This window comes from Bacteroides sp. GD17 (assembly GCF_038448625.1).
Taxonomy (GTDB): Bacteria; Bacteroidota; Bacteroidia; order Bacteroidales; family Bacteroidaceae; genus Bacteroides.
This window is the reverse complement of record NZ_JBCEZS010000003.1, coordinates 355,072-379,955: the sequence shown is the minus strand read 5'-3', so window position 1 is coordinate 379,955 and position 24,884 is coordinate 355,072. Positions and strand designations below refer to the sequence as shown.

The following is a 24,884-nucleotide window of genomic DNA, read 5'->3' as shown; positions in this document are numbered from 1 at the left end:
ATATGGAAACAGAAAAAGTAAAATGTTTGATTATCGGTTCGGGTCCTGCTGGCTATACAGCTGCTATCTATGCCGGTCGTGCCAATCTTTCACCGGTGCTTTATGCAGGTTTGCAGCCTGGTGGTCAGTTGACAACAACTACGGATGTAGAGAACTTCCCCGGTTATCCCGAAGGTATCAACGGTCCGGACTTGATGGAAGACCTGCGTAAGCAGGCCGAGCGTTTCGGTGCAGATATGCGAAATGGTATTGCCACTGCAGCCGATCTTAGCCAGGCACCTTATAAGATTACGATTGATGAAGAGAAGGTGATCGAGACAGATACACTGATTATCGCTACAGGTGCTGCAGCCAAGTATCTGGGATTGGATGATGAAAAGAAATATGCCGGTATGGGCGTCAGTGCTTGTGCTACTTGCGACGGTTTCTTCTATCGCAAGAAGACGGTAGCCGTGGTAGGTGGTGGAGATACTGCTTGCGAAGAGGCGGTTTACCTTGCCGGACTGGCTTCCAAAGTATATCTGATTGTCCGCAAACCTTTCCTTCGTGCTTCCAAGATTATGCAGGAACGTGTGATGAAGCATGATAAGATAGAGGTGTTGTTTGAGCACAACGCCGTAGGTTTGTTCGGAGAGAACGGGGTAGAAGGCGTGCACCTGGTGAAGCGTATGGGTGAGCCGGACGAAGAACGCTATGATGTAGCTATCGACGGTTTCTTCCTGGCTATCGGTCATAAGCCGAACTCGGACATCTTCAAGCCTTATCTGGATACGGACGAAGTCGGGTATATCCTTACCGAACCGGGTACACCGCGCACCAAAGTGCCGGGAGTATTTGCTGCAGGAGATGTGGCCGATCCTCATTATCGCCAGGCGATTACGGCAGCCGGAACAGGTTGTCAGGCAGCGATAGAGGCGGAGAGATATCTTTCTTCAAAGTGCTTGATTTAGTAAATGAAAGTCTGGCGGGGTGAAACCCCGCCAGACTTTCATTTACCTTAATATACCTCTATTTCATCTACATATATATCCGACGGGATAATCTCCTCCGGTGAATCTTTACGGCAATCTATTCCATTGCGTAAAGTACCGCCACTCTTCAAGATGACCTTTACATAACGTGCTTCGGTCGGATTGAATTTCAATGTATCAGTAAATGCTTTCCTTCCCCGTTCGGGATAATCACGGGTGTATGAATCCTGGGCGATTGAACGGTATTCTTTGCCGTCGGCCGAGATTTCTACACTGGCTGCACTGGGCGGCAGGACACGGAATCCCGGGTTGTAAAGTGTGCCGAAAGTGACAGAACTGATTGTAGTCGGTTTTTCCAGATCGACAGTAAATACGAGTTCGTTATTGCACTTCTCGTTTATCTTGAAAGATACCCAGGGGGTGAAGGAGGCGATGTTTCCTCGTTTTCCGTTGGTCAGTCCTAATGTCGTAGTGTCTGCACCCAACACATCATTTTCTCCGAAGATATCGCCGTTCATCCATCCGCAGCGTGGAGTAGTAGAGTAACGCTTTCCTGCAATCAGATTACCGTAAAGTTGCTTTTCAATGACCTTACCCAACATCTTGCCTTCTTTGAATGCAGCTGCTTTCAAGTTGATATTTCCCTGCCAGGTGAAAGGCTGGCTGTATAATGCAGATTTTGCAGTCGGAGTACTTCCGTCCGTTGTATATCTGATTTCGGCATCGGGATAGAAACATTCCAGCACCGCTTTCAGTGTATCATTATATACGTGGGTGTTGATGGATGCGTCGAAGAAGCTGCGGGATGCCTTTACGTCCATTACATCCATACGTTCGAAATCCTTGACCATGCGCTGACAGAAGTTCTTGAAATCCTTGTTGCTGTTCTGTGTCCATCCGTTTTCTGCTATTGCAACGGCGCGCGGAAAAGCTTGATAGTCACGACGTTCGTCGTTTTGCATGTATTCAGTCCAGATATTGCCTTGTACGCCGATGATATGCTGCTTCAAAGTCTCGTCTGCATCATCCGGAACGGGGTTGTAGCTATATGCCTTTTTTAAGGTGATATAGCCGCCGATGGTAGTAGGGGCTATGGAAGGTTCTTCCTGATACTGGTCCAGATAAGCGTATGGCGAGGGTGCCATGATTGCATCGTGTCCTGCTTTTGCAGCATTTATCCCACCGGCTACGCCGCGCCAGGACATGACTGTTGCATTGGGTGCCAGTCCGCCTTCCAGGATCTCATCCCATCCGATGATGTTGCGCCCTTTGCTGTTCAGGTATTTCTCCATGCGGGTTACGAAGTAACTTTGCAATTTCTCTTCTTTGGTATGTTTCTTGCCGTCGATGGCATTCGGAGTGGTGTCGTCCTTCAAGCCGAGTTGCCTGATGAGTCCCTGGCAGTGTGCGCAGTTCTTCCAAGCGGTCTTGGGGCACTCGTCACCGCCGATGTGGATGTAGGAGCTGGGAAAGAGCTTTATAACTTCATCCAATACGCCTTCCAGGAATTCGAAAGTCTTTTCTGTGGGGCAGTATACTTGCTCGAATATTCCCCAGATGCCTGTGACGTCGTAGGTCGTGTCCGGATTGCATGATAGTTCGGGGTAGGAGGCGAGGGCGGCTATGGCATGTCCCGGCATTTCTATTTCAGGGATAACCGTAATGTATTTGCTTGCAGCATAAGCTACTACATCCTTTATCTGCTCTTGCGTATAGTAACCTCCATGTTCTTTGCCGTCGAACACTTGCGGCCAGTTGGTGAAGTAATAGTCTACCAGGGTTTCCTTGCGTTTGGAGCCTACTTCTATCAACTTCGGATATTTCTTTATTTCGATGCGCCAGCCCTGGTCATCCGTCAAATGCCAGTGGAAAGTATTCATCTTATGCATGGCAAGCATGTCGATAAACTTATAGATGTAGTCGAGGGAGGAGAAATGACGGCAAACATCCAGCATCAGACCGCGGTATGGAAAACGCGGAGCATCTTCTATCTCTACGGCAGGCAGTGACCAGTCTTCACGCTTAGCCGGCTCCTTGCCGTATATGGCAGGGGGGAGAAGCTGATAGATGGTTTGCACGCCATAGTAGAAGCCATTCGGTTGAGAGGCTGTCAACGTAATTTCATCCGGGGTGACAGAGAGTTTATATCCTTCTTTCGGCATACCTTCGGCAGTGACGAAACGGATGCAGGATGCAACGGCTTGTTCTGTTTGCAGGGAGATGCCTGAAACGTTCCGCAGATGAGTGATGAGGCTGTCCGCAATAGTTTGTACCTCTGGAGTACAACCGGCAGTTACGACGGATACCTTGTCTGTCAGTTGGAAACGTCCCTCTTGGGGAGCCATTTGGTTGGGGAGAGGAACGATACTGTACTCGTTCACGGTTTCTTTCAGTGCTTGTTGGCATCCTGGGGATGTGAACAACAAACCGACTAAAAGAGAGAGCATTAATGCTTTCTTCATGGTTTCAATGTGTGTTAAGTTAATAATTAATTAGTGGTAAGGAGTTCAATTAACGCGTGGGGGCTTGTTAATTGTCATCCTGCTTTTGTTTATCTTTATCCTATTTTGCTTATCTTTTTCAGCTTTTCTTCGTCGATAATTTTGATTTTACGTCCGTCAATGGTGATTAATCGTTCTGTGGCGAACTGTGACAGGGTGCGGATGGCATTGGAGGTTGTCATATTCGACAAATTGGCCAGGTCTTCGCGAGAGAGGTAAATGCTCAATGTAGAGCTGTCTTCTTCCAAACCATAGCTTTCTTTCAGGAAAATCAGAGATTCGGCCAGTCGTCCACGGATGTGTTTTTGCGTCAGGTTCACAGTACGTTCGTCGGCAATGCCCAGATCAACGGACAGTTGCTTGATGAAGAACATGGCGAGATCGTTGTTTTGGCTGACTAAAGTCATGATGGCAGTCATCGGGATAAGGCAGATGACGGAAGGCTCGAAAGCAGCAGCAGCAGTTACATAGTCTTCTTTGGCGAAGTAAGCGCGATAACCGAAATATTCAACGGGCTTGATCATGCGGATAATTTGGCTTCGGCCGCCTACACCGTCTTTGTAAATTTTGACCTTGCCAGTTAACAAACACATAAGGTGTGTCGGCGTCTCGCCTTCACAATGTATAATCTCATTCTTTTTGTAATTCTGGAGCGTGAAATGATTAGCGAGAAACTCCCGCTGTTCATCGTTCAGAGGCGACCACATGTCGGCTATCAACTCCGGAACATTTATTTCAGATAAGTTTATTTTCACCATAAATGCTGCAAAACTGTGTTATACAGCACAAATGTAAAAAGAAAAAATTAAATATTGCACAAATGTGACAAAAAGATGCAGGAGGAGGGGGAGAAAATGGAAACTTATACATTTACAATGTACAATTTACAATGTACAATTTGGCTGCGCTATCATGCCGCACGGATAAATTGTACATTGTAACTTGTACATTGTAAATGAGGTGGATTATCATTTTGCAAACAGCAACTCCCTATACTTCGGCAGCGGCCATATCTCGTCATCAACTTCCATTTCGAGGTGGTCAATGTGGTCGCGGATGTTGTCCAGATAGGGGCGTACTGTCTCTTCGTAGGCAAAAGCCTTGTCCTTGAAATGCTCCATGTGATTGGCTACTTTCCGGGCTTCGGTCATCTCGCGTACCAGGGTCTTGATGGCTGTCACCCGGTGGGATATGTCACGTACGAGTTCCTTGCGGTCGGCGCTGAGTTCTTCGTATTCTTCGGGAGAGAAAGTCTCGCGTAAACCGCGCAGATTCTCCAACAAACGGTTCTGATAAATCACAGCTGTCGGCACAATGTGGTTGATGGCAAGGTCGCCCAATACGCGGCTCTCTATCTGCACCTTCATCGTATATTTCTCCAGTTCTACTTCCAGGCGGCAAGCCAGTTCTGTTTCATTGAATATACGTTCGCCGATGAGGACGGAACGGGATTGGTTGTCCATATAGTGCATCAGCGCTTCGGGCACGTGGCAGATGTTGGTCAGGCCGCGGCGGGCAGCTTCCTGTTTCCATTGTTCGGAGTAGCCGTCGCCTTCAAAACGGATCGGTTCGGACGCAATGATTGTTTCTTTCAGAATGCGGAAGATGGCTTCGTCCTTGCCTACACCTTCTTCCATCAACTTGTCGATGGAGACTTTGAATTCGTTCAACTGATTGGCCATCGCTGCATTGATGGCAATCATGGCAGCGGCACAGTTGGAAGAGGAACCGGCGGCACGGAATTCAAAACGGTTGCCGGTGAAGGCAAACGGAGAAGTACGGTTGCGGTCGGTGGTGTCCAGCAAGATTTCGGGAATACGTCCGATGCCCAGTTTGAGAGTGGTCTTTTCCTCGGCAGTCATTTTGCTGTTGCCCACCTGGCGAGTGATTTCGTCGAGGATAGCGGACAACTGCTTGCCCAGGAAGATGGACAGTATGGCGGGCGGTGCTTCGTTGGCTCCCAGACGGTGGCTGTTTCCGGCACTGACGATGGAGGCGCGGAGCAGGTCTTGGTTCTTATAAACCATCATCAGCACATTCACCAGGAAAGTAAGGAACAGCATGTTACCTTTCGGATTCTTGCCCGGAGCAAAGAGGTTGACGCCGGTGTCGGTACAGAGCGACCAGTTGTTGTGCTTGCCCGAACCGTTTACTCCGCTATAAGGTTTCTCGTGCAGCAGCACGGCGAAGTTGTGTTTGCGGGCGATGCGTTTCATCAGGTCCATGACCAGCTGGTTGTGGTCGTTGGCAAGGTTGGCGTTCTCAAAGATGGGAGCTAACTCAAATTGATTGGGAGCTACCTCGTTGTGACGCGTTTTTACCGGAATACCCAGTTTGTGGCATTCTATTTCCAACTCCTTCATAAAGGCAGTGACGCGCGGAGGGATAGAACCGAAATAGTGGTCTTCCAGTTGCTGGTCCTTTGCCGAAGAATGCCCCATCAGGGTGCGTCCGGTCAGGCAGAGGTCCGGGCGGGCATTGTAGAGGGCGGAGTCTACCAAGAAATATTCCTGTTCCCAACCCAGGTTGGTATATACACGTGTGATGTTCTTGTCGAAGAGCTGGCATACCTCTGTTGCGGCTTTATCCACAGCAGCCAGTGCTTTGAGCAGCGGAGTTTTGTAGTCCAGTGCTTCGCCGGTATAAGAGATGAAGATGGTGGGGATACAAAGCGTAGTGTCTACCACAAAAGCCGGTGACGAAACATCCCAAGCCGTATATCCGCGAGCCTCGAAGGTATTTCTGATACCGCCGTTCGGGAAAGAAGAAGCATCCGGTTCCTGCTGCACAAGCAACTTGCCGGAAAAGCGTTCGATGACTTCCGCGCCTTCGCCGAATTCGATGAATCCATCGTGTTTCTCGGCAGTTCCGTCCGTCAGGGGCTGGAACCAGTGGGTGTAATGGGTCACGTTGAGGGATTTTGCCCAACTCTTCATGCCGTTGGCTATCAGGTCGGCCATTTCCCGGTTGATGGGAGTACCTTTGTCTATGGCATCTGTCACGGCTTTATAAGCCTCCTTAGGCAGATATTCCTGCATCTTTTTGAGGTTGAACACATGGCTACCGTAGTAGTCGGACAATTTGTTTGAAGGAATAGTAACTTCCAAAGGACGCCGATTGGCGAGCTCCTGCAAAGCAAAAAATCTTATTTTTGACATACTTGTCTGTAATTTGTTGGTTGTCGGCTGCAAAAATACATGTTTTTTCTGAACTACCCCTTGTTTTTAGGGGGTATTCTTGAAAAATAATATGTTTTTTGGGGATATACCCCTTGAAATTGGTGGGTGTTCCCGGAAAAAGAGATAAAATATAGATGTGAACGGAGAACGCGGTATTTAAGAAATGATGAATAAAAACAAATATTGTAAAACATAAGTCGGTTGTAAGCTGCGAAAACACATGTTTTTTTCTATATTTGCCCCTATCTATAAGGAGATATTGCGCTTGAAACGTTTATTATTTATATGGATTAGCATTTGCATCTTACTTTCGGGCTTGCAGAAAGTAAAGGCTGTGCCGGCTGCTTATCCTGCTGACCACTGGACGCGTTCGGCAGATTCCATTATGGCAAAGGTGATCTTCTTTGCCCCTCTCTATGAGCGTATTGTGGAAAGCTACAAGGCCGAACTCTATATAAAAGGTTGGGTAAATATCCGCAAAAAGAATCATATCCTGCGTTATATTCCCTCCATGTTCCGCCCCAAAAAGGGCGTCAGGGAATACATGATGGAGACATACAGCGACCTGCATTTCACGGCTCCGAACATCTACGACCAGAAGGTCAAAGCAAGTGTCGGCACTGCTTCCGAGTTTTGGGAACTGGACGGGCGGCTGCCCGAATATTTCCATATCAACATCTACTCTTCTACCTTATTGCATGACAAGTTACTTTCGCCATTAGCTTCTAATGCCCAAAAATACTATACGTATCGCATTGATACGGTGATGGGCGACCGTCATAATCTGCAATTTAAGATACGCTTTATACCGAAAACTAAAAGTTTCCAGCTGGTGGGCGGATATATGGTGGTGAGCGACAATGTGTGGAGTGTGCGCGAAATGCGTTTTGCAGGAAGTTCCGAGGTGGTGCGCTTCAACAACCTGGTGAAGATGGGCGAAGTGGGTGAGGCAGATGAGTTCCTTCCGAAGCAATATGATGTTGAGGCTACTTTCCGCTTTCTGGGCAATGTGATAGATGGCAGTTACGAGGCGGTGCTCGACTATAAGAATATTATGCAGAAGCTTCCTGCGAGTGCCCGGAAACCGAAGACGAAAAGTAAATACGATTTGTCCGAGTCGTACACCCTGCGTACCGATACGAATACTTACCAACGGGATACGACGTACTTCAATGCCCTGCGCCCCATACCTTTGTCGCCGCATGAGCAAACGTTGTATCAAGACTACTTCTTGCGTCGAGATACACTTGCCAGGAAGCGGAAGCCTGTGAATGAAAGGCTGGAATTCTGGGGACAGCTGGGCGATGCCCTGATCAGCCGATATACCGTAGACCTTGCCAAGATGGGCAGTGTGCGCTGTTCTCCGCTTATCAATCCGTTTTTGTTAAGTTATAGCGGAAAGCATGGCTTTTCGTACCGGCAAGAGTTTAAGTACAACCGCCTTTTTACGGGCGACCGCCTGTTGCGTATCGTTCCGAGGGTAGGTTACAACTTTAAAGAGAATGAATTCTATTGGCGTGTAAGATCCGATTTTGATTACTGGCCTCGTAAGCGGGCAGCTTTTCATGTGGACTTTGGTAATGGTAACCGCATCTATAGCAGTGATGTGCTGGACGATTTGAAGGCCATTCCGGACAGCCTTTTCGACTTCAATCAGATCCACCTCGATTATTTCAAAGACTTGTATTTGAACGTGCGTCACAGTTGGGAGATCGTAAACGGTTTGTCGCTCGATGTGGGTGTGTCCATGCACAGGCGTACGGAAGTCAACCGCTCCAAGTTTATTATGAATTTTCCCACTATGCCGCCCGTAAAGTCGGCTACGAGGGCAGCATCCGGCGGTTCACCGCTTTTCCCCAACTTCGATCCGAGTATTCTGAATAAGTTTCGGCACACCTATAATAGTTTTGCCCCTCGCATCCGTCTGTCCTGGACTCCGGGACAGTATTACTATATGAACGGGGAGCGAAAAATAAATCTTTATTCCAAATATCCCACAGTCTCGGTAGATTGGGAGCGTGGAATCAAAGGCGTGTTGCAAAGTAGCGGTTCGTACGAGCGTATTGAACTGGACTTGCAGCATACGATTCCTTTGGGTTTGATGCGCGACATCTATTTCCGTTTGGGCTGGGGACAGTTTACGAATCAGAAAGAACTGTATTTCGTGGATTTTGCCAACCTTACCCGTTCCAATCTTCCCATGGGGTGGAATGACGAAATAGGCGGTGTGTTCCAATTGCTCGACGGACGCTGGTACAACTCTTCCCGCAAGTACTTGCGCGGCCATCTCACGTACGAAGCGCCTTTTCTGATTCTTCCCCATCTGATGAAATATACCCAGTACGTTCTGAATGAGCGTTTGTATCTGAATGCATTAGTTGTTCCTCACTTGAAGCCTTATCTGGAGTTGGGCTACGGCATCGGTACGCATATCTTCGACTTCGGTTTGTTTGCCAGTTTCGCCAATTGGAAGTACCAGGAAATAGGCTGTAAGTTTACTTTCGAGCTGTTCAATAGGTAATTCTTTCACCTGCCTTTCAAACTTATTTTCCTTGGCGGGAGAACTATGTCTTGTTACTACGCAAAGTTAGAATAAAGGTTGTATTCCTACGAATCAAAGCTTTATTCTTACGAATCAAGCCTTTATTCTTAAGAATAAAGCTTTGATTCTAAGATTGCGCTACGTCTGTAGAAACTTTTAGTAGAAGTGAACCATACTTTATAAAGCATGTAATTACTATTTTTGTACCTTTGCCGCAAATTACTTGAAACTATGGGTATTGTAATAGGAATAGATGTTGGTGGAAGTACCACGAAAATCGTTGGAATCGATGGGGAGGAGATACAGTCCCCCATGTTTATTACTGCCGCCGACCCGGTGACTTCTCTGTTTGGAGCCTTCGGCAAGTATATTTATGATAATGGTATCCAGCTCTCCGACGTGGAGCAGGTGATGCTGACGGGAGTGGGAAGTGCTTTTGTAGATAGCCCTCTGTACGGGCTGCCTACCCGCAAGGCCGATGAGTTTATAGCCAACGGTTTGGGAGCGCGTCATGCTACGGATATAGACCGGCTGATTGTTGTCAGCATGGGTACGGGCACTTCTTTCGTGAAGATCGACGGAGATAATATACAGCATATCGGAGGATTGGGCATCGGCGGAGGAACGCTGCAAGGACTTTCGCGACTGCTGCTGAAAACGCATGATATTCATCAGGTGGCGGCGCTGGCAGAGAAAGGAGACGTGACCCGCGTCAACTTGCAAATCGGTGATATCTGCAATACGGCTATACCGGATTTGCCGGTCAGTGCAACAGCTTCTTTGTTTGGAAAGGCTGATAGTAATGCTTCGCAGGAGGATATAGCCGGCGGTATCATATATACCGTTCTTCAAACAATAGGGGGAGCTGCCGTACTTTCGGCTTTGAATAGTCCTATCCGGGATTTTGTTCTGATAGGCAATCTGACACAGCTTCCGCAGTGCCGGGAGGTTTTTCCTAAAATGGAGAATATTTATAATGTGCATTTCCACATACCGCCCTATGCCGAATATAGAACGGCGATAGGGGCGGCGTTGGCATATATAAAGGAGAAATAAATCTTATTTTTCCTTTATCAGTTCTTTCATCCGTCTGTTAATCAGGATGCATGCAGGCGCAGCTACGGCACCGTGGTCAAAGCCTTCCATCTGATAGAGAGTGACGTCTTGTCCCAATGCTTTGAGCAGTGCATACAAGTGTGCGTTCTCTTCGTAACGTGCCAGCATCTCCAGGTCTTTGTCTCCGGTGATGAGTATCATGGGAGAGGCGTCTTTCCGAACGTTGTTAGAAGGAGCATACTTATCTATAATAGGTACATCGGATGGTAATCCGCGCTCTTTGCGGATGGTATAATGAGTTGTGGTTTGTCCGCTGATGGGGAAAGCGCCTGCCAGCTTATTGGCATCCACGCCCCATTTGGCTAAATAACTTTTGTCCAGGTTGAGCATCAGGCAGAGATAGCCTCCGGCAGAGTGTCCTGCAATGTATATCTTATCTTTACTTCCACCAAACTTCCCGATGTTCTCGAAAGTCCAGGCAACGGCTTCGGCCGCATCTTCCGTGTAAGCCGGATTCGTGGCACGCGGACTGAGGCGGTAATTGACGGCTATCACGGCATATCCCTGCTTCATGAGCTCTTTGGGGAAGTGTTTTTCTCCGGCTTCCAGTCCGCCGCCGTGAAACCATACAAGGGTGGCAAAGTCTTTCTTGTCGGTGGGATAGCAGATGTCGAGTTTGCAACGCTCCTGCTTGTAGGCATCGGTCTCTCCGGGGTGGAGGTAGGAAATGTCTTTCTGGATGCGATACTCGCCTGCGGCTTTTGGATTCTGACTATAACATAATAGAGTCTGTAAAATGATAAAAATGCATGTAACGATCTGTTTCATTGTTTCTAAATTATAATATTAAATGGATTATCCGATGTGTTTTATTCTCTCTTCAAACTCCTCACGCGGGATGCGCGATTTGTTTTTTACACGTGCACGATAGTTGTATATCGTGTTGGGTGAGTAATGCAGGAAGTCTGCAATCTTGGAACTGTCGTCTATTCCCAGGCGGATAAGTGCGAATATTCTGAGTTCTGTGTTCAGAATCTCATCGCCGGAAAGAACGATTTGTTCGTCTTCTCTCAGCAGGGTGTTGAACTCTATGATGAAGTTGGGGAATAAATGCAGAAAAGCACTGTCGAAATTGCTGTATAGCTCGCTCAATTCTTTTTCCCTGAATTCCAAAGACTTGGTCAACTTCAATACGTCTCCTATCTGGTTGTTGCTGATTTTTTTGCTTATGGTTTTCCGGAAATTATCCAGCTTGTCGATGTAGAGGGAACATAAACCCAGGAAGCGCCCGATGTATTCTTCTTTTATCTGATTACTTTCCAGCAGGCGGGCATTGGCTTCCGACAGCTTTTTATTCGTGTCGTCCAAATTGTGGTTTACGTTGCGAAGTTCTACATTCAGCTTTATCAGTTTGTCATTGGTCTCTTTCAGCAGGTTTCTTGCCTTCGACAATTTTTTCCGCTGATGGTTGACGTACACAACTGAGGCTGCCATAAGCAACGTTAAGATACTGATCAGGACTAGGTAGAGGGTCAGCTGCTGATTGCTGTCTCTGATCTGCTCCTGGTAATTGTCGTTGATTATGGACAGGGTTGCGGAACTTTGCTGGTTGCGTCTTTTAGAATTGTACGTTTTGACTTCTTGCCTGGAAAAGCGGATGTACTTATGAGCCCGCCCGATATCTCCTTCATCGCATAATATTCCTGCCAGCATCCATAGGGAAGCATGGTCTTTTACGGCTGCTTTGATGTCGGATATGGAGGACTCGGTAAGCCAGAACTTGGCTTGCTCAATATTCTTGAGTCCACGGTAGTCGATGGCGCGGTAGTAAGTGATGAGTGAGTATTCAGGGGTATTCTTTGCCACTTTCTTCAGTCGTTCGTTATTGACTTCCAGCGCTTCCTTATACAGTTTCTTTCCCCGCAGGTCATTCTCTTTCAGGTTGAGATATGCCATTGATTCAGTGGGAAGTGTGGCAAATAAAGAATCCTTGTATGCATTTGACTTTTCACGATATGAGAAGAGATAGCTGACTGTACTGTTGGTATAGTAAGCCAGTTCTCCGTAGGAACGGTCGTAGGCCAGATAATAGTCGGTCACTAAGTCGGGGGATAAAGTCGTCCGGTTTATCAAGTCCAGCACATCGACCGACTCTTTGTAAAGTCCGGCAAGCGTCAGAAAGTAGGAGAGGTGTATACGGCTCTCGTCTATTGATTTCTGCAGACGGTGTTCGGTTGCTATTTTCAGGTTCTCGTTCATATAGTGCAGGCACGAATCGTACATGTAGCCTTTGTATTCAAAAGCCAATTCTTTATTCAGCGTATATCTTTCCTCCAAATCGTCGGTGACGGCTGCTAATTCAGTTTTGATATAATTGATTCTGTTTTCCCGTATTTCACTGTATATGTAGCTTTTCTCAATAGTCTGGTCCAGCACTTTATAGAGAGAATCCAAATTCTCACTTGGCATGCCGTAAGAGACTGATGCTGTGAAAAGAAAACAGAAAATGGAGATAATGGTTTTCATGGATATAACGATTCGTTAGAGGTTAATATGCTTACAAAAATAGCTAATTTAATCAGAATATAAATCCTTGTCAAGCCAATATCTCCATTTTATGAATGCTTAAAATTTAGTATCCCGGGTTCTGCGTCAGATTGGGGTTGATATCAATCTGTGCCTGGGGTACGGGGAATAGTACGCGTTCTTCGGTCAGTTCTTCCATGACGCGGCGGCCTTCATCCCGATTCTGAAGCGTATTCATGGTTTCCAGTACTTTTCCGGTGCGCACCAGGTCGAACCAGCGGTGTCCTTCAAAGGCCAGTTCCAGGCGGCGTTCGTTGGCAACGGCGTTGCGCATTTGCTCTTGCGAGGAGGTGATGCTTGCTGCCAGGTCGTTCAGCTTGGCGCGGTTGCGGACGCGGTTCACTACTCTGGCTGCTTCCGGCAGGTTGTTCTGTTCTACCAGGGCTTCTGCTTTCAGCAGCAGGATGTCGGCAAATCTGATTTTCATAATGCTGGTGGCATTGTTGCGCAGCTTGTACATGAAAGGATAGAAATAGGGATCATCCTGTTTATAATGGTTGGTCCAGGAGGGCTTGGCAAAAATCATGGATTCTCCCATTCTGACTTTATCTCCTTCCTTTTCGAAAGCGCGTATCAAGTCTCTGGACGGGGTGAGGTACTTGGCCCAGTTGTAAGTAGAGGTCGGATTCAGTTCATTGACGCCGTACATAGACCAAAGCCACTGTCCGCTTCCCGGTGTATAGGTTATCTCGAAGATGGATTCCTTGGTGTTGCGGTAGCGCACGTCAGTCTTGGCATCGTTGGTGGCAAACAGGTCGGAGTATTCCGGCATCAGGTCAAAGCCGTCGGCTTCTACCTGGTTGCAGTATTCGATGACTTTGGCATAGTCTCTTGCCGGTATCTCTGCATAAACTTTTGCCAGGAGTGCTTTGGCTACGGAAGCGGACAAGAAGAACTTATTGTCGGTCTGTACTTTCGGGGCATCGGGCAGGGCTTCGTTGAGGTCTTGGATGATTTGTTCGTAGACTTCGCTCACAGGCTTTCTTGCCGGATATAGTAACGGATAGATTTCCTCTACGTTTTCGGCGGTAATTTCAGGTGTTTCCTGGGTTTGTACCGGTATGTCTCCCCAGAGGCGGACCATGTCGAACAGTATCCAGGCTCTGAAAATCTTGGCTTCGGCTTTCCAGCGGTTGCGCTCTGCTTGGGTCAGAGAGGCATCGGGCACTTTGTCGACATTGGAAATGATGATGTTGGCGGTGCTGATGTAGCTCAGGTATTTGTCCCAACTTCTGGCAATGACGGTGTTGTCTGCATCTTGGCGCATGCTTTCCAACGTCACCAGATTGTTGCTGGAACCGCCACTGTAGGCATTGTCGGAGTGGGTGTCGGTAAACACGGTCAGGTCCAGTGTCCATTCCTGCTGTGCCGAACCGCTGATGAGCTTGTACATGGCATTGTACTGCGTCTCCATTTCTTCCTTTGTGGCAAACTTGATGTCATTATCTTCTGTGTCTTTGGCAATGGTTATTTCGCTGAACGAAGAAACCGGGTCTTTCTCTAAATCACATGCTGTGTAAGAGATGCATATTGCCGCATACAAAATACTTGTTACTATCTTTTTCATATTGGATGTTTTTTTAGAATTCAACATTTAAACCGAATACAAATGTTTTTACTTGCGGGTAGGTACCCCAGTCTATGCCCTGTACGGTGGCGCTGTTACCGAATTGGTTTACTTCCGGGTCGAAACCCTTATAACCGGTGAAAGTTATCAGGTTTTGTGCCGAGGCATATACCTGCAGTCGGTTCAGGAAGATTTTCTTCAGCATTTGTGTCGGGAACTCGTAAGAAAGAGTAATGTTCTTTACTCTCAGATAGGAGCCATCTTCAATCCAACGGCTGGATGCTTTTACATTTTCGGTACCTATCAGGGCTCTTGGCATGTCTGTGATGTCGCCCGGCTTTCTCCAACGTCTGAGGACTTCTGTCGACTGGTTTCTGGAACTGTACATACCTTCCGTCTCAATGCGTGAAGCATTGTAGATGTCGTTGCCTACCGAACCGGTGAGGAAGATGTTCAGGCCGATACCTTTGTAAGAGAAGTTATTCGTCAGTCCGAATGTAAAGTCAGGATTCGGATCACCGATGTAGGTCTTGTCACTGGGAGTGATGTGGCCGCTCTTGTCAATATCGCGATAGATGATGTCGCCAGTTTGAGGATCGACGCCGTCACAGATATATCCCCAGAACATACCCAAAGGTTTGCCTTCGGTCATGCGGACTACCTTTTCGTTGGTCGATTCGGAAGTCTGTCCGTAGTAATATGTCTTTTGCAGGCTCAGTTTGGTTACTTTGTTGCGGTTGAAGGAGATGTTGAAGTCCGTGTCCCATTTGAATGGGCCGACAAAGTTTTTGGAACTGACGGAGAACTCTAATCCCTTGTTGCTCATTTCACCTTCATTCCGGGTTACGGATGATACGGAAGCGGTAGATGGCAGGGGAACATCCATCAGCAGGTTGGTGGTGTGCTTGTAGTAAGCGTCGGCAGTAAACTGAAGGCGGTTGTCGAGTACGCTCAGGTCGATACCGATGTTGGTCTGCGTGGTGGTTTCCCAAGTCAGGTCGCGATTGGGCATGTTGGCAGGGCTGAGGGTAACCATGGCATTGGCTTTTCCTTCTTCCCACCAGTTCTGTCTGGTGATGTTGTAGAGTTGGAGGTATGCGTAGTCGCCGATGCCGGATTGGTTACCGGTCTGTCCCCAACCACCACGTATCTTCAAGTCGTTAATCCAACGGAGGCTTTGCATGAACTTTTCGGAAGACACGCGCCATCCGGCAGAAACAGAAGGAAATACACCCCAACGGTTTCCGGGAGCCAGTTTGGAGGAACCGTCCGCACGCATATTGGCGGTAAGCATGTACTTGCTGTCGTAATTGTAGGCGGCACGGAAGGCATAGGACATGATGGCCCATTGGGAAGCATTTGTACCATTGCCTTGAGAAACCTTATTCCCGGCGTTCAGAGTATGAAGGTCGGAAGAGAAGAAGTGGGAGGCACTTTGGTAAGAATTAGTGTAATCCGAAGTGGTATAGGAACTTACCCCTACTGCAGAAAGTGAGTGCTTGTTGAATTTCTTGTCGAAGGACAGCGTATTGTCAAATACCAGCACGGTGCTTTGTGAACGGTTGTCGGAAGCTGTTCCGAATTGTTCGCGACCGTAAGAAGTCTTTTTCGGATCGAGGAAAGAAGTGTAATGATAACTCTTTCTGTCGATGGCAAAAGAGGATTTGAACTTCAGGAAGGGGGCGAAGGTGATTTCGCCGGAAACATTGCCCAGCAAGCGGTTGTTTTTGGTCTCATTATCGGCAGAACGCGACATGTTGGAAACCGGGTGGGTAACGTTGGCACCGTAGAAGTTGTTGTAATATTGTCCCGGGTTTTCTTCATCCCAGATTTTGGCATAAGTGGGGGTGTTGATTACTGATAAAACCACACCGGCACGGTTGGCGCCTTGTCCAGAGATGATTCCGTTGCTGCTGTAATCGGAATAGGCTACGCTGGACGATAACTTGAACCAGTTTCTGATCTGGTTCTCCAGATTGGCACGGAAATTATATCTTTTATAGAAAGCTACTTTGATAACTCCGTCGTCCTGGGTGTAACCACCGGAAATGAAGTATCTCATTTTGTCGTTTCCATTGGAGAAAGACAACTGATAGTTTTGATTGACACCGGTTGTAAAAGTCTCCTTGAACCAGTCGGTTTCATCCTTCAGTCCGTCCGGCAGGTTGATGGCTCCGGTTTCGTCCATAAGTTCCTTATATTGCGCGTGGTTCAATGACTTCATGCTCTTGATGACATCCGAAAAACCGACGAATGTGTTGAAGGCGATCTTGGCTTCTCCTTTGGCACCACTCTTGGTGGTGATCAGCACGACGCCATTGGCTGCACGCGAACCGTAGATGGCTGCAGAGGAAGCATCTTTCAGAATTTGCATGGACTCAATGTCGTTCGGTGACAGATAGCTGATGTCGGTCATCGGCACACCGTCTACTACATACAGCGGGTCGTTGCTGGCGCTGATGGAGGAGTTACCCCGTACACGGATCACCATTTCCTGTCCGGGAAGCCCGTTGGGTTGCGTGATTTGTACACCTGCCGCTTTACCTTGCAAGGCGGCGCCGGTGGAGATGATGGGACGCTGGTTCAGTTCTTTGGTGGAGACAGTTGCAACCGACGTAGTCACGTCTTTCTTTTGCATGGTACCATAACCGATGACTATTACTTCGTCCAGAAGTTCGGAGTCGTCTTTCAATACAATCCTCAACGGTTTTTCTGTAGCTTTTACTTCTACCGTCTGATATCCGATATAAGATATGGTAATGGTGGCATTGGGAGAGGTTTTCAGACTGAAGTTTCCGTCCATGTCTGTAATCATGCCGTTACTTGTTCCTTTTTCTATAACGGAAGCTCCAATAATGGGTTCCTGGTCAGAGTCTGTTACCTTCCCGCTGACAGTGATTTGCTGTGCAAAGGCACTCATTGATAAGAATAGCATCAATAGCGAAAAAAGAAATCGAATTCTTTGTCCTTTCATACGTATCAAATTTTAAAGTTAATATTGAATGTTCTTTCGGCTTTGTCTCTTTGGGACTTCAGCTGTGCAAATGTATGGCAATTGTATATTGCTTGTTTTGAAACAAGACTTCGAAGTGGACTTTTTTGTTAGGTATAAATATATAAGTAGTTGATATATAGATTGTAATTCAAACATGCCTACTCTGTAAAAAGTGGATGGAATATAGGTTGGTAAAAGGAAAAAAGTGGAGATTTAGGGTGTTTTTATACCTTATTACATGTCTTATCAAGATGTTTTTTCGTGATAAAATGCCTTGTTCTATCCATTATAATAGGGCAACTTTTATCTGTCTATTTTTTTGTAGTTCAAGAAAATACTCCTATCTTTGCCGCCGATTTTAAAGAGTCAATATAAAGTCTCACTTAATTAACGAGTTAAACAATTTATTTATTAATGGAAAATTTGAAGAATGTAGCTCCTATTGAAGACTTCAACTGGGATGCTTATGAGAACGGTGAATCCGTAGCAAGTGCAAGTCACGAAGACTTGGAAAAGGCGTATGACGATACGCTGAACAAAGTTAACGACCGCGAGGTAGTTGACGGAACCGTAATTGCAATGAACAAGCGTGAAGTAGTTGTGAACATCGGTTACAAATCAGACGGTATCATTCCGATGAGTGAATTCCGTTACAATCCGGAACTGAAAGTAGGTGATACGGTAGAAGTATACATCGAAAATCAGGAAGACAAAAAAGGACAGCTCGTTCTGTCTCACCGCAAAGCCCGCGCTACTCGTTCTTGGGATCGCGTAAATGCTGCTTTGGAAAACGAAGAAATTATCAAGGGTTACATCAAGTGCCGCACGAAGGGTGGTATGATCGTAGACGTATTCGGTATCGAAGCTTTCTTGCCGGGTTCTCAGATCGACGTGAAGCCTATCCGCGATTACGATGTATTCGTTGGCAAAACTATGGAATTCAAGGTTGTTAAGATCAACCAGGAATTCAAGAATGTGGTTGTTTCTCACAAGGCTCTTATCGAAGCTGAACTGGAACAACAGAAGAAAGAAATTATCGGTAAGCTCGAAAAAGGACAAGTCCTTGAAGGTACCGTTAAGAATATCACTTCCTATGGTGTATTTATCGACCTGGGTGGCGTAGACGGTTTGATTCACATCACCGACCTTTCTTGGGGCCGCGTTAGCGATCCGAAAGAGGTGGTTGAACTCGACCAGAAACTCAACGTTGTTATCCTTGATTTCGACGACGAGAAGAAGCGTATCGCTCTGGGTCTGAAACAACTTACTCCTCATCCTTGGGATGCTCTCGACACTAACCTGAAGGTGGGTGACCACGTGAAGGGTAGAGTAGTCGTTATGGCTGACTACGGTGCATTCATCGAAATCGCTCCGGGTGTTGAAGGTCTGATCCACGTATCTGAAATGTCTTGGAGCCAGCACTTGCGTTCTGCACAAGACTTCATGAAGGTAGGTGACGAAGTAGAAGCTGTAGTTCTGACTCTGGATCGTGAAGAACGTAAGATGTCTCTCGGTATCAAGCAGCTGAAAGCTGATCCTTGGGAAACTATCGAAGAGAAATATCCTATCGGAAGCAAGCACACTGCTAAGGTTCGTAACTTCACTAACTTCGGTGTATTCGTAGAAATCGAAGAAGGCGTTGACGGCTTGATCCATATCTCTGACCTGTCTTGGACGAAGAAAGTTAAACATCCTTCTGAATTCACTCAGATTGGTGCCGACATCGACGTACAGGTTTTGGAAATCGACAAGGAAAACCGTCGCTTGAGCCTTGGTCACAAGCAACTCGAAGAGAATCCCTGGGATGTATTCGAAACTGTATTTACAGTAGGTTCAGTACACGAAGGTACTATCATCGAAATGCTGGATAAGGGTGCTGTTGTTGCTCTGCCTTATGGCGTAGAAGGTTTCGCTACTCCGAAACACCTCGTTAAGGAAGACGGCTCACAGGCTCAGATGGACGAGAAATTGGAATTCAAGGTTATCGAGTTCAACAAGGACGCTAAGCGTATCATCCTTTCTCACAGCCGTATCTTCGAAGATGCTGCAAAAGCAGAAGAAAGAGCTGAGAAGAAGGCTGCCAAGAAGACTACCGGTAACAAGAGAGAAGAGGCTGCTCCTGCAATCCAAAACCAGGCTGCTTCTACTACTTTGGGTGACATCGATGCTTTGGCTGCTTTGAAAGAGCAGATGGAAGCCGGAAAGAAATAATCAGCTTTCTATATATAAATAAGGTAAGGCGCTTGTGAAAACAAGCGCCTTTCTTTTGTGTAATTTGCGTAATTTGTGTTCCTTTGCATCATCATGGAGAAATTTGAACTACATATTCTCGGGTGTGGATCGGCACTACCCACTACCCGGCATTTCCCTACTTCGCAAGTGGTGAATGTGCGCGATAAATTGTTTATGATTGATTGTGGTGAGGGGGCACAGTTGCAGTTCCGCAAATCCCGCCTCAAGTTTTCGAGACTGAATCATATCTTCATCTCGCATCTGCATGGTGACCATTGTTTCGGGTTGCTGGGACTGATATCTACGCTCAACTTGCTGGGGCGTACTGCCGAACTGCATATCCATTCTCCCTGGGGACTGGAGGCTTTGCTCGCCCCGATGCTCGATTTCTTTAATCGGCAGATGACGTATAAAGTGCTTTTTCATGAATTCGAGACGAAAGAACCGGCGGTGATTTACGAAGACCGTTCGTTGACGGTGACCACTATCCCTTTACGGCATCGCATGCCATGTTGCGGTTTTCTGTTTGCCGAAAAGCAACGTCCTAACCATATTATCCGTGAGATGATCGATTTCTACCAAGTGCCGACGTATGAACTGAACCGCATAAAGAACGGTGCCGACTATATAACCCCTGAAGGAGATATCATTGCGAATACGCTCTTGACCCGTCCTTCTGCACCGCCCCGTAGCTATGCCTATTGTTCCGATACCATTTACATGCCTTCTATTGTGGAGCAGATAAAGGGTGTCGACCTGCTTTTCCATGAGGCGACTTTTGCCAATGAAGATGCACCACGCGCCAAAGAAACATTCCATACGACAGCTGCGCAAGCTGCCGAAATAGCCAGGAGTGCAGAAGTAAAGAAACTGCTGATCGGCCATTTCTCGGCGCGTTATGAAGATGAAAACGTATTGTTGCAAGAAGCATCGGCCATTTTTTCCGATACCCAGCTTGCTAAAGAAACGCTTTGTATGTCAGTATGAATTAAACTTTTGCTATCTTTGTCAGTCTAAACAAACAAATGCGAACAGAAACTTATGACTCCTTCCTATAATGAACGCGAAGTGTTGACGCTCTTGCAAAAGGAAAGCACACAGAAGCGAGGATTTGAGATGATTGTCGCCCAATATAGTGAGCAGCTGTATTGGCAAATCCGTCGTATGGTGCTCTCTCATGAAGATACGAACGATCTGCTTCAGAATACTTTCATTAAAGCATGGACGAATATCGACTATTTCCGGGCCGAAGCCAAACTCTCCACTTGGCTCTATCGCATCGCCTTGAACGAGTGTCTTACTTTTCTGAACAAACAGCGGGCCACTGCTACGGTCTCTTTAGATGATCCCGAGGCCGATGCACTTCAGAAGTTGGAAAGCGACCCTTATTTCTCGGGCGACAAGGCGCAGATGATGCTTCAGAAAGCCCTGCTCACCTTGCCCGAAAAGCAACGGATGGTATTCAACTTGAAATATTATCAGGAAATGAAATACGAGGAGATGTCCGACATCTTCGGTACCACTGTAGGCGCATTGAAAGCCTCCTACCATCATGCCGTGAAAAAAATAGAAAAGTTTTTGGGTGAAGAGTATTAAACCTTTGCCACGAAACATTGTCTAACAAAACAGAGAGGAGATAGCTTATGAAAGAAGAAGATAAAATAAAGAATAAGATAGGGACGGAGAATCCTTTCCGCGTCCCCGATGGCTACTTCGAAAATCTTACTTCAGAGGTAATGAACCGACTTCCTGAAAAAGAGAAACTTGCTGTTGTACAGAAAGAATCTACGATGTGGGAGAGGGTAAGACCTTGGTTGTATATGACTGCCATGTTCATTGGCGCAGCACTGATTATCCGCGTAGCCTCTACGGACCGTACTACACCGGGCGGCAATAATTTGGCTGCCGATGATACGGACACTGAAATGGAATATATCAACATGGCTGTGGAAAACTCCATGTTGGATGACTACTCACTGTATGTTTATCTTGCCGATTCTGAAGCAGAATAACTACTTAACTAATTGAAAAATGAAAAAGCTGATCGTTTTATTTGTGATGATATGCGGTATGATGCCTTTGCTTTGGGCTACCGACGGATGTGACCAACACTTGACTCAAGATGAGTTCCGTGCCAAGCAGAAGGCTTTTATCACAGAAAAAGCCGGATTGACCAAGGAGGAAGCAACCAAATTCTTTCCCCTTTACTTTGAGTTGCAAGACAGGAAGAAGCAACTCAATGACGAAGCATGGAATCTGCTTCGGAAAGGAAAAGATGAAAAGACAACCGAGGCCCAGTATGCCGAAATCATGGAGGGGGTTTATGATGCCCGCATTGCTTCCGATCGTTTGGACAAGACATACTTTGATAAATTCAAGAAGATTCTCTCTTGCAAAAAGATATATCTGGTGCAGAGAGCAGAGATGCGATTCCATCGAGAATTGCTGAAAGGCATGAATCAGAAAGGGAAGGGCGGACCGGATAAGAAACAACCGTCGAAGAAATAAAAACAGATGGTCTGTTTGCATAAAACAGACCATCTGTTGAGGCCTGATAGATCATCTGTTTACCCCAAACAGATGATCTATTTTTTTTGTTCCAATGCTTTCGCTTCATTCCACAGTTTGTCCATCTCTTCGAGCGTCATATCGTGGAGACTTTTTCCTTCTTTGATGCTGTGTGCTTCCACATAATTGAAGCGGCGGATGAACTTCTGGTTCGTGTGTTCCAGTGCATTGTCCGGGTTGATTTTGTAGAGGCGGGCAGCATTGATGAGGCTGAACATCACATCGCCGAACTCGGCTTCTGCCTTGTCTTTGTCCATGTGGGCTACTTCTGCCTGAAATTCCTGGATTTCCTCTTTCACTTTGTCCCAGACTTGTTCGCGTTCCTCCCAGTCGAAACCAACATTCCGTGCCTTGTCCTGGATGCGATAAGCCTTGATAAGCGAGGGGAGGGCGGCAGGTACACCGCTTAATACGGTTTTGTTCCCGTCTTTTTCTTTCAGCTTCAGCTGTTCCCAGTTTTCGGAGACTTGTCCGGCAGTTTCGGCTTTTACATCACCGAATACGTGAGGATGGCGGAAGATCAGTTTCTCGCAGAGATGATCGCATACATCCTTCATGTCAAAATCGCCGGTTTCGGAGCCTATCTTGGCATAGAAAGCTACGTGCAGCAGTACGTCTCCCAGTTCTTTACAGATGTCTTTCTTGTCGTCGCGCATCAGGGCGTCGCACAGTTCATAAGTCTCTTCGATGGTGTTGGGGCGCAGGCTTTCGTTCGTCTGCTTGCGGTCCCAGGGACATTTCTCGCGGAGTTCGTCGAGAATGTCGAGGAAGCGTCCGAAGGCTTCCATTTGTTCTTTTCTTGTATGCATGATATTAATTGTTTAATGCTTTTTCCATTCTTCGTAAGAGATGAGCAGCCCTATCACTTCGGAATAGTTTTTCCGCCCGCTTTGTATTTTGTTTCCTTTCAGGTACAAATCGTATATCCAGTCTTGAATATCGCCTATGAGCGGGCTGTATTTTTCCATCCAGTATTCTTGGTTTTTCCTTGCCAGTTCGATGATTTCGGGACGTATCCGGTTGAAGAGCTGCGTGTATTCTTCTTCGCTCATCAGGCGGCGGGCGTTGCCCAGCACATGGCTGAGAACAGAAAAGTATCCGCTGAAACGGATGCCCATTGCCTGCGAACGTGTGCAAACCTGATAGGCGTAGAAGTTGGCCTCCGCTTCGCTGGTGATGCCCAGCAGGTGTGCCAGTTCGTGAGCATAGGTAGCCGGATAATTGGCGGGAAGTAAATCCCCGTTTAGCGTAAACTCGCAGAAGAAAGGTCCCATGCTGCCGGTCACGCCCACCATTGAGATGAACGGGGTAAAGAGCATTGTCTTTGCCCGCGGAGACGGGTGGGGGGGGCGATGCACAGCGAGGCTGTCGCTTAGCTGATTGTATAGCCGGACGGTCTCTTTGCATATCAAGTCCTTATCGATACTGCTTACCGGGGTGTACGAACGGTTCAGTTGAGTAATATAATTGTCTACGAATGCTTGAAAATTCTCTGGTGTATAGGCCGTGTAGGGAATCCCGCTTCGTTGATAAAAATTGCTTTGAGAATAGTTGAGCCCCCAAGCCAGATAGAACCATACATATATCCATAGCAGATATTCCACATCGTGCAGCAGTAACTTCTTCCACGGCGTTTTTTTACGGATGCGGCCGTAAATGGGATATACTATGATCCCCGCAATGCTGAGAAATATAAACAAATCGCCTACGGCAAAAGGAACTAAATTGGAAAAGAACGACAGTACGTAGGAGATGACGGGATAAATCGTTTGCGAATATATATTTCCCAAAGCAGGGATCCACTGCGTGACCCATACAAGGAGCAGCAACGCTCCCAGCACTACGTATCTTACTTTCAGCTTCCGTTTCATCATTCGTAGAATATTTGTCCAACAAAAATATGCATTTAATAAACGTCACGCGAAAAAATACCTTTATATTTGCAAAAAAAACTGTTAATGACTACTCGATGGTTTGTCATAACAGGAACATTTGTTCAACATAAACTGATTAAAATATGGCAACAGTAGAAGAAATTGAAATGTATTGCCGGAACTGTGCACTACGTGACTTTGTGAATGGAAAAGGACTTATTTGCAAGCGCACCGGGGACCTTCCTGCATTTGAGGGAACATGCGAGAACTTTGAGAAAGATGAAGTGTTGGAGAAAATGGCTCCTCCCAAACCGGACGATTTTCCGGTGACAAAGACAAGAGAAGAATTGCTTGCCGAAGAGAATCTTCCTAAAGGTGTGCTGTATGCAGTGGGTGCCAGTATTCTTGGAGCTGCGGCATGGGCTTTGATATCTGTCTCTACGGGCTATCAGATAGGATATATGGCTATCGGGGTAGGTTTCCTTGTTGGTTTTGCCATGCGGCAGGGCAAGGGAATACGTCCTGTCTTTGGTATTATCGGGGCAGTTCTGGCACTAATCAGCTGTATTTTAGGAGATTTCTTCTCTTTCGTAGGATATATAGCACAGGATTATGAGGTGAGCTATATGGAGGTTTTGCTTAAAGCCGATTATGGAGAACTTGCCTCGCTGATGCTGGAAAATCTGGCTTCCATGACTGCATTATTCTATGGGATCGCTGTTTATGAGGGATTTAAATTGTCTTTTCGTGCACAGAATCAGCCCGAGGGTGGTCAGATTTGAATTTTAATTATTAATTTTGCAGCCGTTATTT

The 24,884-nt window shown here is 46.7% G+C and carries 18 protein-coding genes; 9 read left to right on the top strand and 9 right to left on the bottom strand.

Annotation, left to right across the window (positions count from 1 at the left end; all coding sequences use genetic code 11):
• Positions 1–2 precede the first annotated feature (2 nt).
• On the top strand, positions 3–950 hold the full coding sequence (gene trxB / locus AAE250_RS07030) for a thioredoxin-disulfide reductase (protein WP_294598735.1): 948 nt from the start codon (positions 3–5) through the stop codon (positions 948–950).
• A gap of 47 nt (positions 951–997) precedes the next feature.
• On the opposite strand, the gene AAE250_RS07025 is transcribed toward trxB, so the two are convergent.
• The 3 genes from AAE250_RS07025 to AAE250_RS07015 all read right to left on the bottom strand — a co-directional run bounded on the left by AAE250_RS07025 (position 998) and on the right by AAE250_RS07015 (position 6,630).
• Positions 998–3,433 carry a glycoside hydrolase family 20 protein gene (locus AAE250_RS07025; RefSeq protein ID WP_294598731.1) on the bottom strand — a complete coding sequence of 812 codons (2,436 nt, stop codon included), beginning with the start codon at positions 3,431–3,433 and terminating at the stop codon, positions 998–1,000.
• A gap of 95 nt (positions 3,434–3,528) precedes the next feature.
• A complete protein-coding gene (locus tag AAE250_RS07020) occupies positions 3,529–4,230 on the bottom strand; it encodes a Crp/Fnr family transcriptional regulator (RefSeq protein WP_294598728.1) in 702 nt (233 codons plus the stop codon).
• Between the two features lie 210 nt (positions 4,231–4,440).
• Positions 4,441–6,630 carry a glutamine synthetase III family protein gene (locus AAE250_RS07015; protein WP_294598724.1) on the bottom strand — a complete coding sequence of 730 codons (2,190 nt, stop codon included), beginning with the start codon at positions 6,628–6,630 and terminating at the stop codon, positions 4,441–4,443.
• Between the two features lie 241 nt (positions 6,631–6,871).
• Here AAE250_RS07015 and AAE250_RS07010 point away from each other — a divergent pair, with 241 nt between their 5' ends.
• Both AAE250_RS07010 and coaW read left to right on the top strand, forming a co-directional pair.
• On the top strand, positions 6,872–9,172 hold the full coding sequence (locus AAE250_RS07010; RefSeq protein WP_294598721.1) for a DUF5686 family protein: 2,301 nt from the start codon (positions 6,872–6,874) through the stop codon (positions 9,170–9,172).
• Between the two features lie 252 nt (positions 9,173–9,424).
• Positions 9,425–10,249 (top strand): type II pantothenate kinase, encoded by an 825-nt coding sequence (gene coaW / locus AAE250_RS07005; protein WP_294598718.1) that lies wholly within the window; start codon positions 9,425–9,427, stop codon positions 10,247–10,249.
• A gap of 3 nt (positions 10,250–10,252) precedes the next feature.
• Here the strand turns inward: coaW and AAE250_RS07000 are convergent, their stop codons facing one another.
• The 4 genes from AAE250_RS07000 to AAE250_RS06985 all read right to left on the bottom strand — a co-directional run bounded on the left by AAE250_RS07000 (position 10,253) and on the right by AAE250_RS06985 (position 17,376).
• Positions 10,253–11,077, bottom strand: a complete 825-nt coding sequence (locus tag AAE250_RS07000) for an alpha/beta hydrolase (RefSeq protein WP_294598715.1) — start codon at positions 11,075–11,077, stop codon at positions 10,253–10,255.
• A 27-nt stretch (positions 11,078–11,104) separates the two neighbouring features.
• On the bottom strand, positions 11,105–12,775 hold the full coding sequence (locus AAE250_RS06995) for a DUF6377 domain-containing protein (RefSeq protein WP_294598713.1): 1,671 nt from the start codon (positions 12,773–12,775) through the stop codon (positions 11,105–11,107).
• 106 nt (positions 12,776–12,881) lie between these two features.
• On the bottom strand, positions 12,882–14,402 hold the full coding sequence (locus AAE250_RS06990; protein ID WP_294598710.1) for a RagB/SusD family nutrient uptake outer membrane protein: 1,521 nt from the start codon (positions 14,400–14,402) through the stop codon (positions 12,882–12,884).
• A 13-nt stretch (positions 14,403–14,415) separates the two neighbouring features.
• Positions 14,416–17,376, bottom strand: coding sequence for a SusC/RagA family TonB-linked outer membrane protein (locus AAE250_RS06985; protein ID WP_294598708.1), 2,961 nt, complete (start codon positions 17,374–17,376; stop codon positions 14,416–14,418).
• Positions 17,377–17,811: 435 nt separating this feature from the next.
• On the opposite strand from AAE250_RS06985, the gene rpsA reads away from it, so the two are divergent.
• The 5 genes from rpsA to AAE250_RS06960 all read left to right on the top strand — a co-directional run bounded on the left by rpsA (position 17,812) and on the right by AAE250_RS06960 (position 22,137).
• Positions 17,812–19,608, top strand: a complete 1,797-nt coding sequence (gene rpsA / locus AAE250_RS06980; RefSeq protein ID WP_294598705.1) for a 30S ribosomal protein S1 — start codon at positions 17,812–17,814, stop codon at positions 19,606–19,608.
• A 93-nt stretch (positions 19,609–19,701) separates the two neighbouring features.
• On the top strand, positions 19,702–20,616 hold the full coding sequence (locus tag AAE250_RS06975; RefSeq protein WP_294598702.1) for a ribonuclease Z: 915 nt from the start codon (positions 19,702–19,704) through the stop codon (positions 20,614–20,616).
• A 54-nt stretch (positions 20,617–20,670) separates the two neighbouring features.
• The gene (locus AAE250_RS06970; protein ID WP_294598699.1) at positions 20,671–21,225 is read left to right on the top strand and encodes an RNA polymerase sigma factor; all 555 of its coding nucleotides are present in this window, start codon (positions 20,671–20,673) and stop codon (positions 21,223–21,225) included.
• Positions 21,226–21,272: 47 nt separating this feature from the next.
• Entirely contained in the window at positions 21,273–21,641 is a 369-nt protein-coding gene (locus AAE250_RS06965; RefSeq protein ID WP_294598696.1) for a hypothetical protein, read from the top strand.
• Between the two features lie 19 nt (positions 21,642–21,660).
• A complete protein-coding gene (locus AAE250_RS06960; RefSeq protein WP_294598693.1) occupies positions 21,661–22,137 on the top strand; it encodes a hypothetical protein in 477 nt (158 codons plus the stop codon).
• 77 nt (positions 22,138–22,214) lie between these two features.
• Here AAE250_RS06960 and mazG read toward each other — a convergent pair whose 3' ends face one another.
• Entirely contained in the window at positions 22,215–23,009 is a 795-nt protein-coding gene (gene mazG / locus AAE250_RS06955; RefSeq protein ID WP_294598767.1) for a nucleoside triphosphate pyrophosphohydrolase, read from the bottom strand.
• 9 nt (positions 23,010–23,018) lie between these two features.
• Entirely contained in the window at positions 23,019–24,071 is a 1,053-nt protein-coding gene (locus AAE250_RS06950; RefSeq protein WP_294598691.1) for a DUF3810 domain-containing protein, read from the bottom strand.
• A 143-nt stretch (positions 24,072–24,214) separates the two neighbouring features.
• On the opposite strand from AAE250_RS06950, the gene AAE250_RS06945 reads away from it, so the two are divergent.
• Positions 24,215–24,853, top strand: a complete 639-nt coding sequence (locus AAE250_RS06945; RefSeq protein ID WP_294598688.1) for a hypothetical protein — start codon at positions 24,215–24,217, stop codon at positions 24,851–24,853.
• Positions 24,854–24,884: the final 31 nt, after the last annotated feature.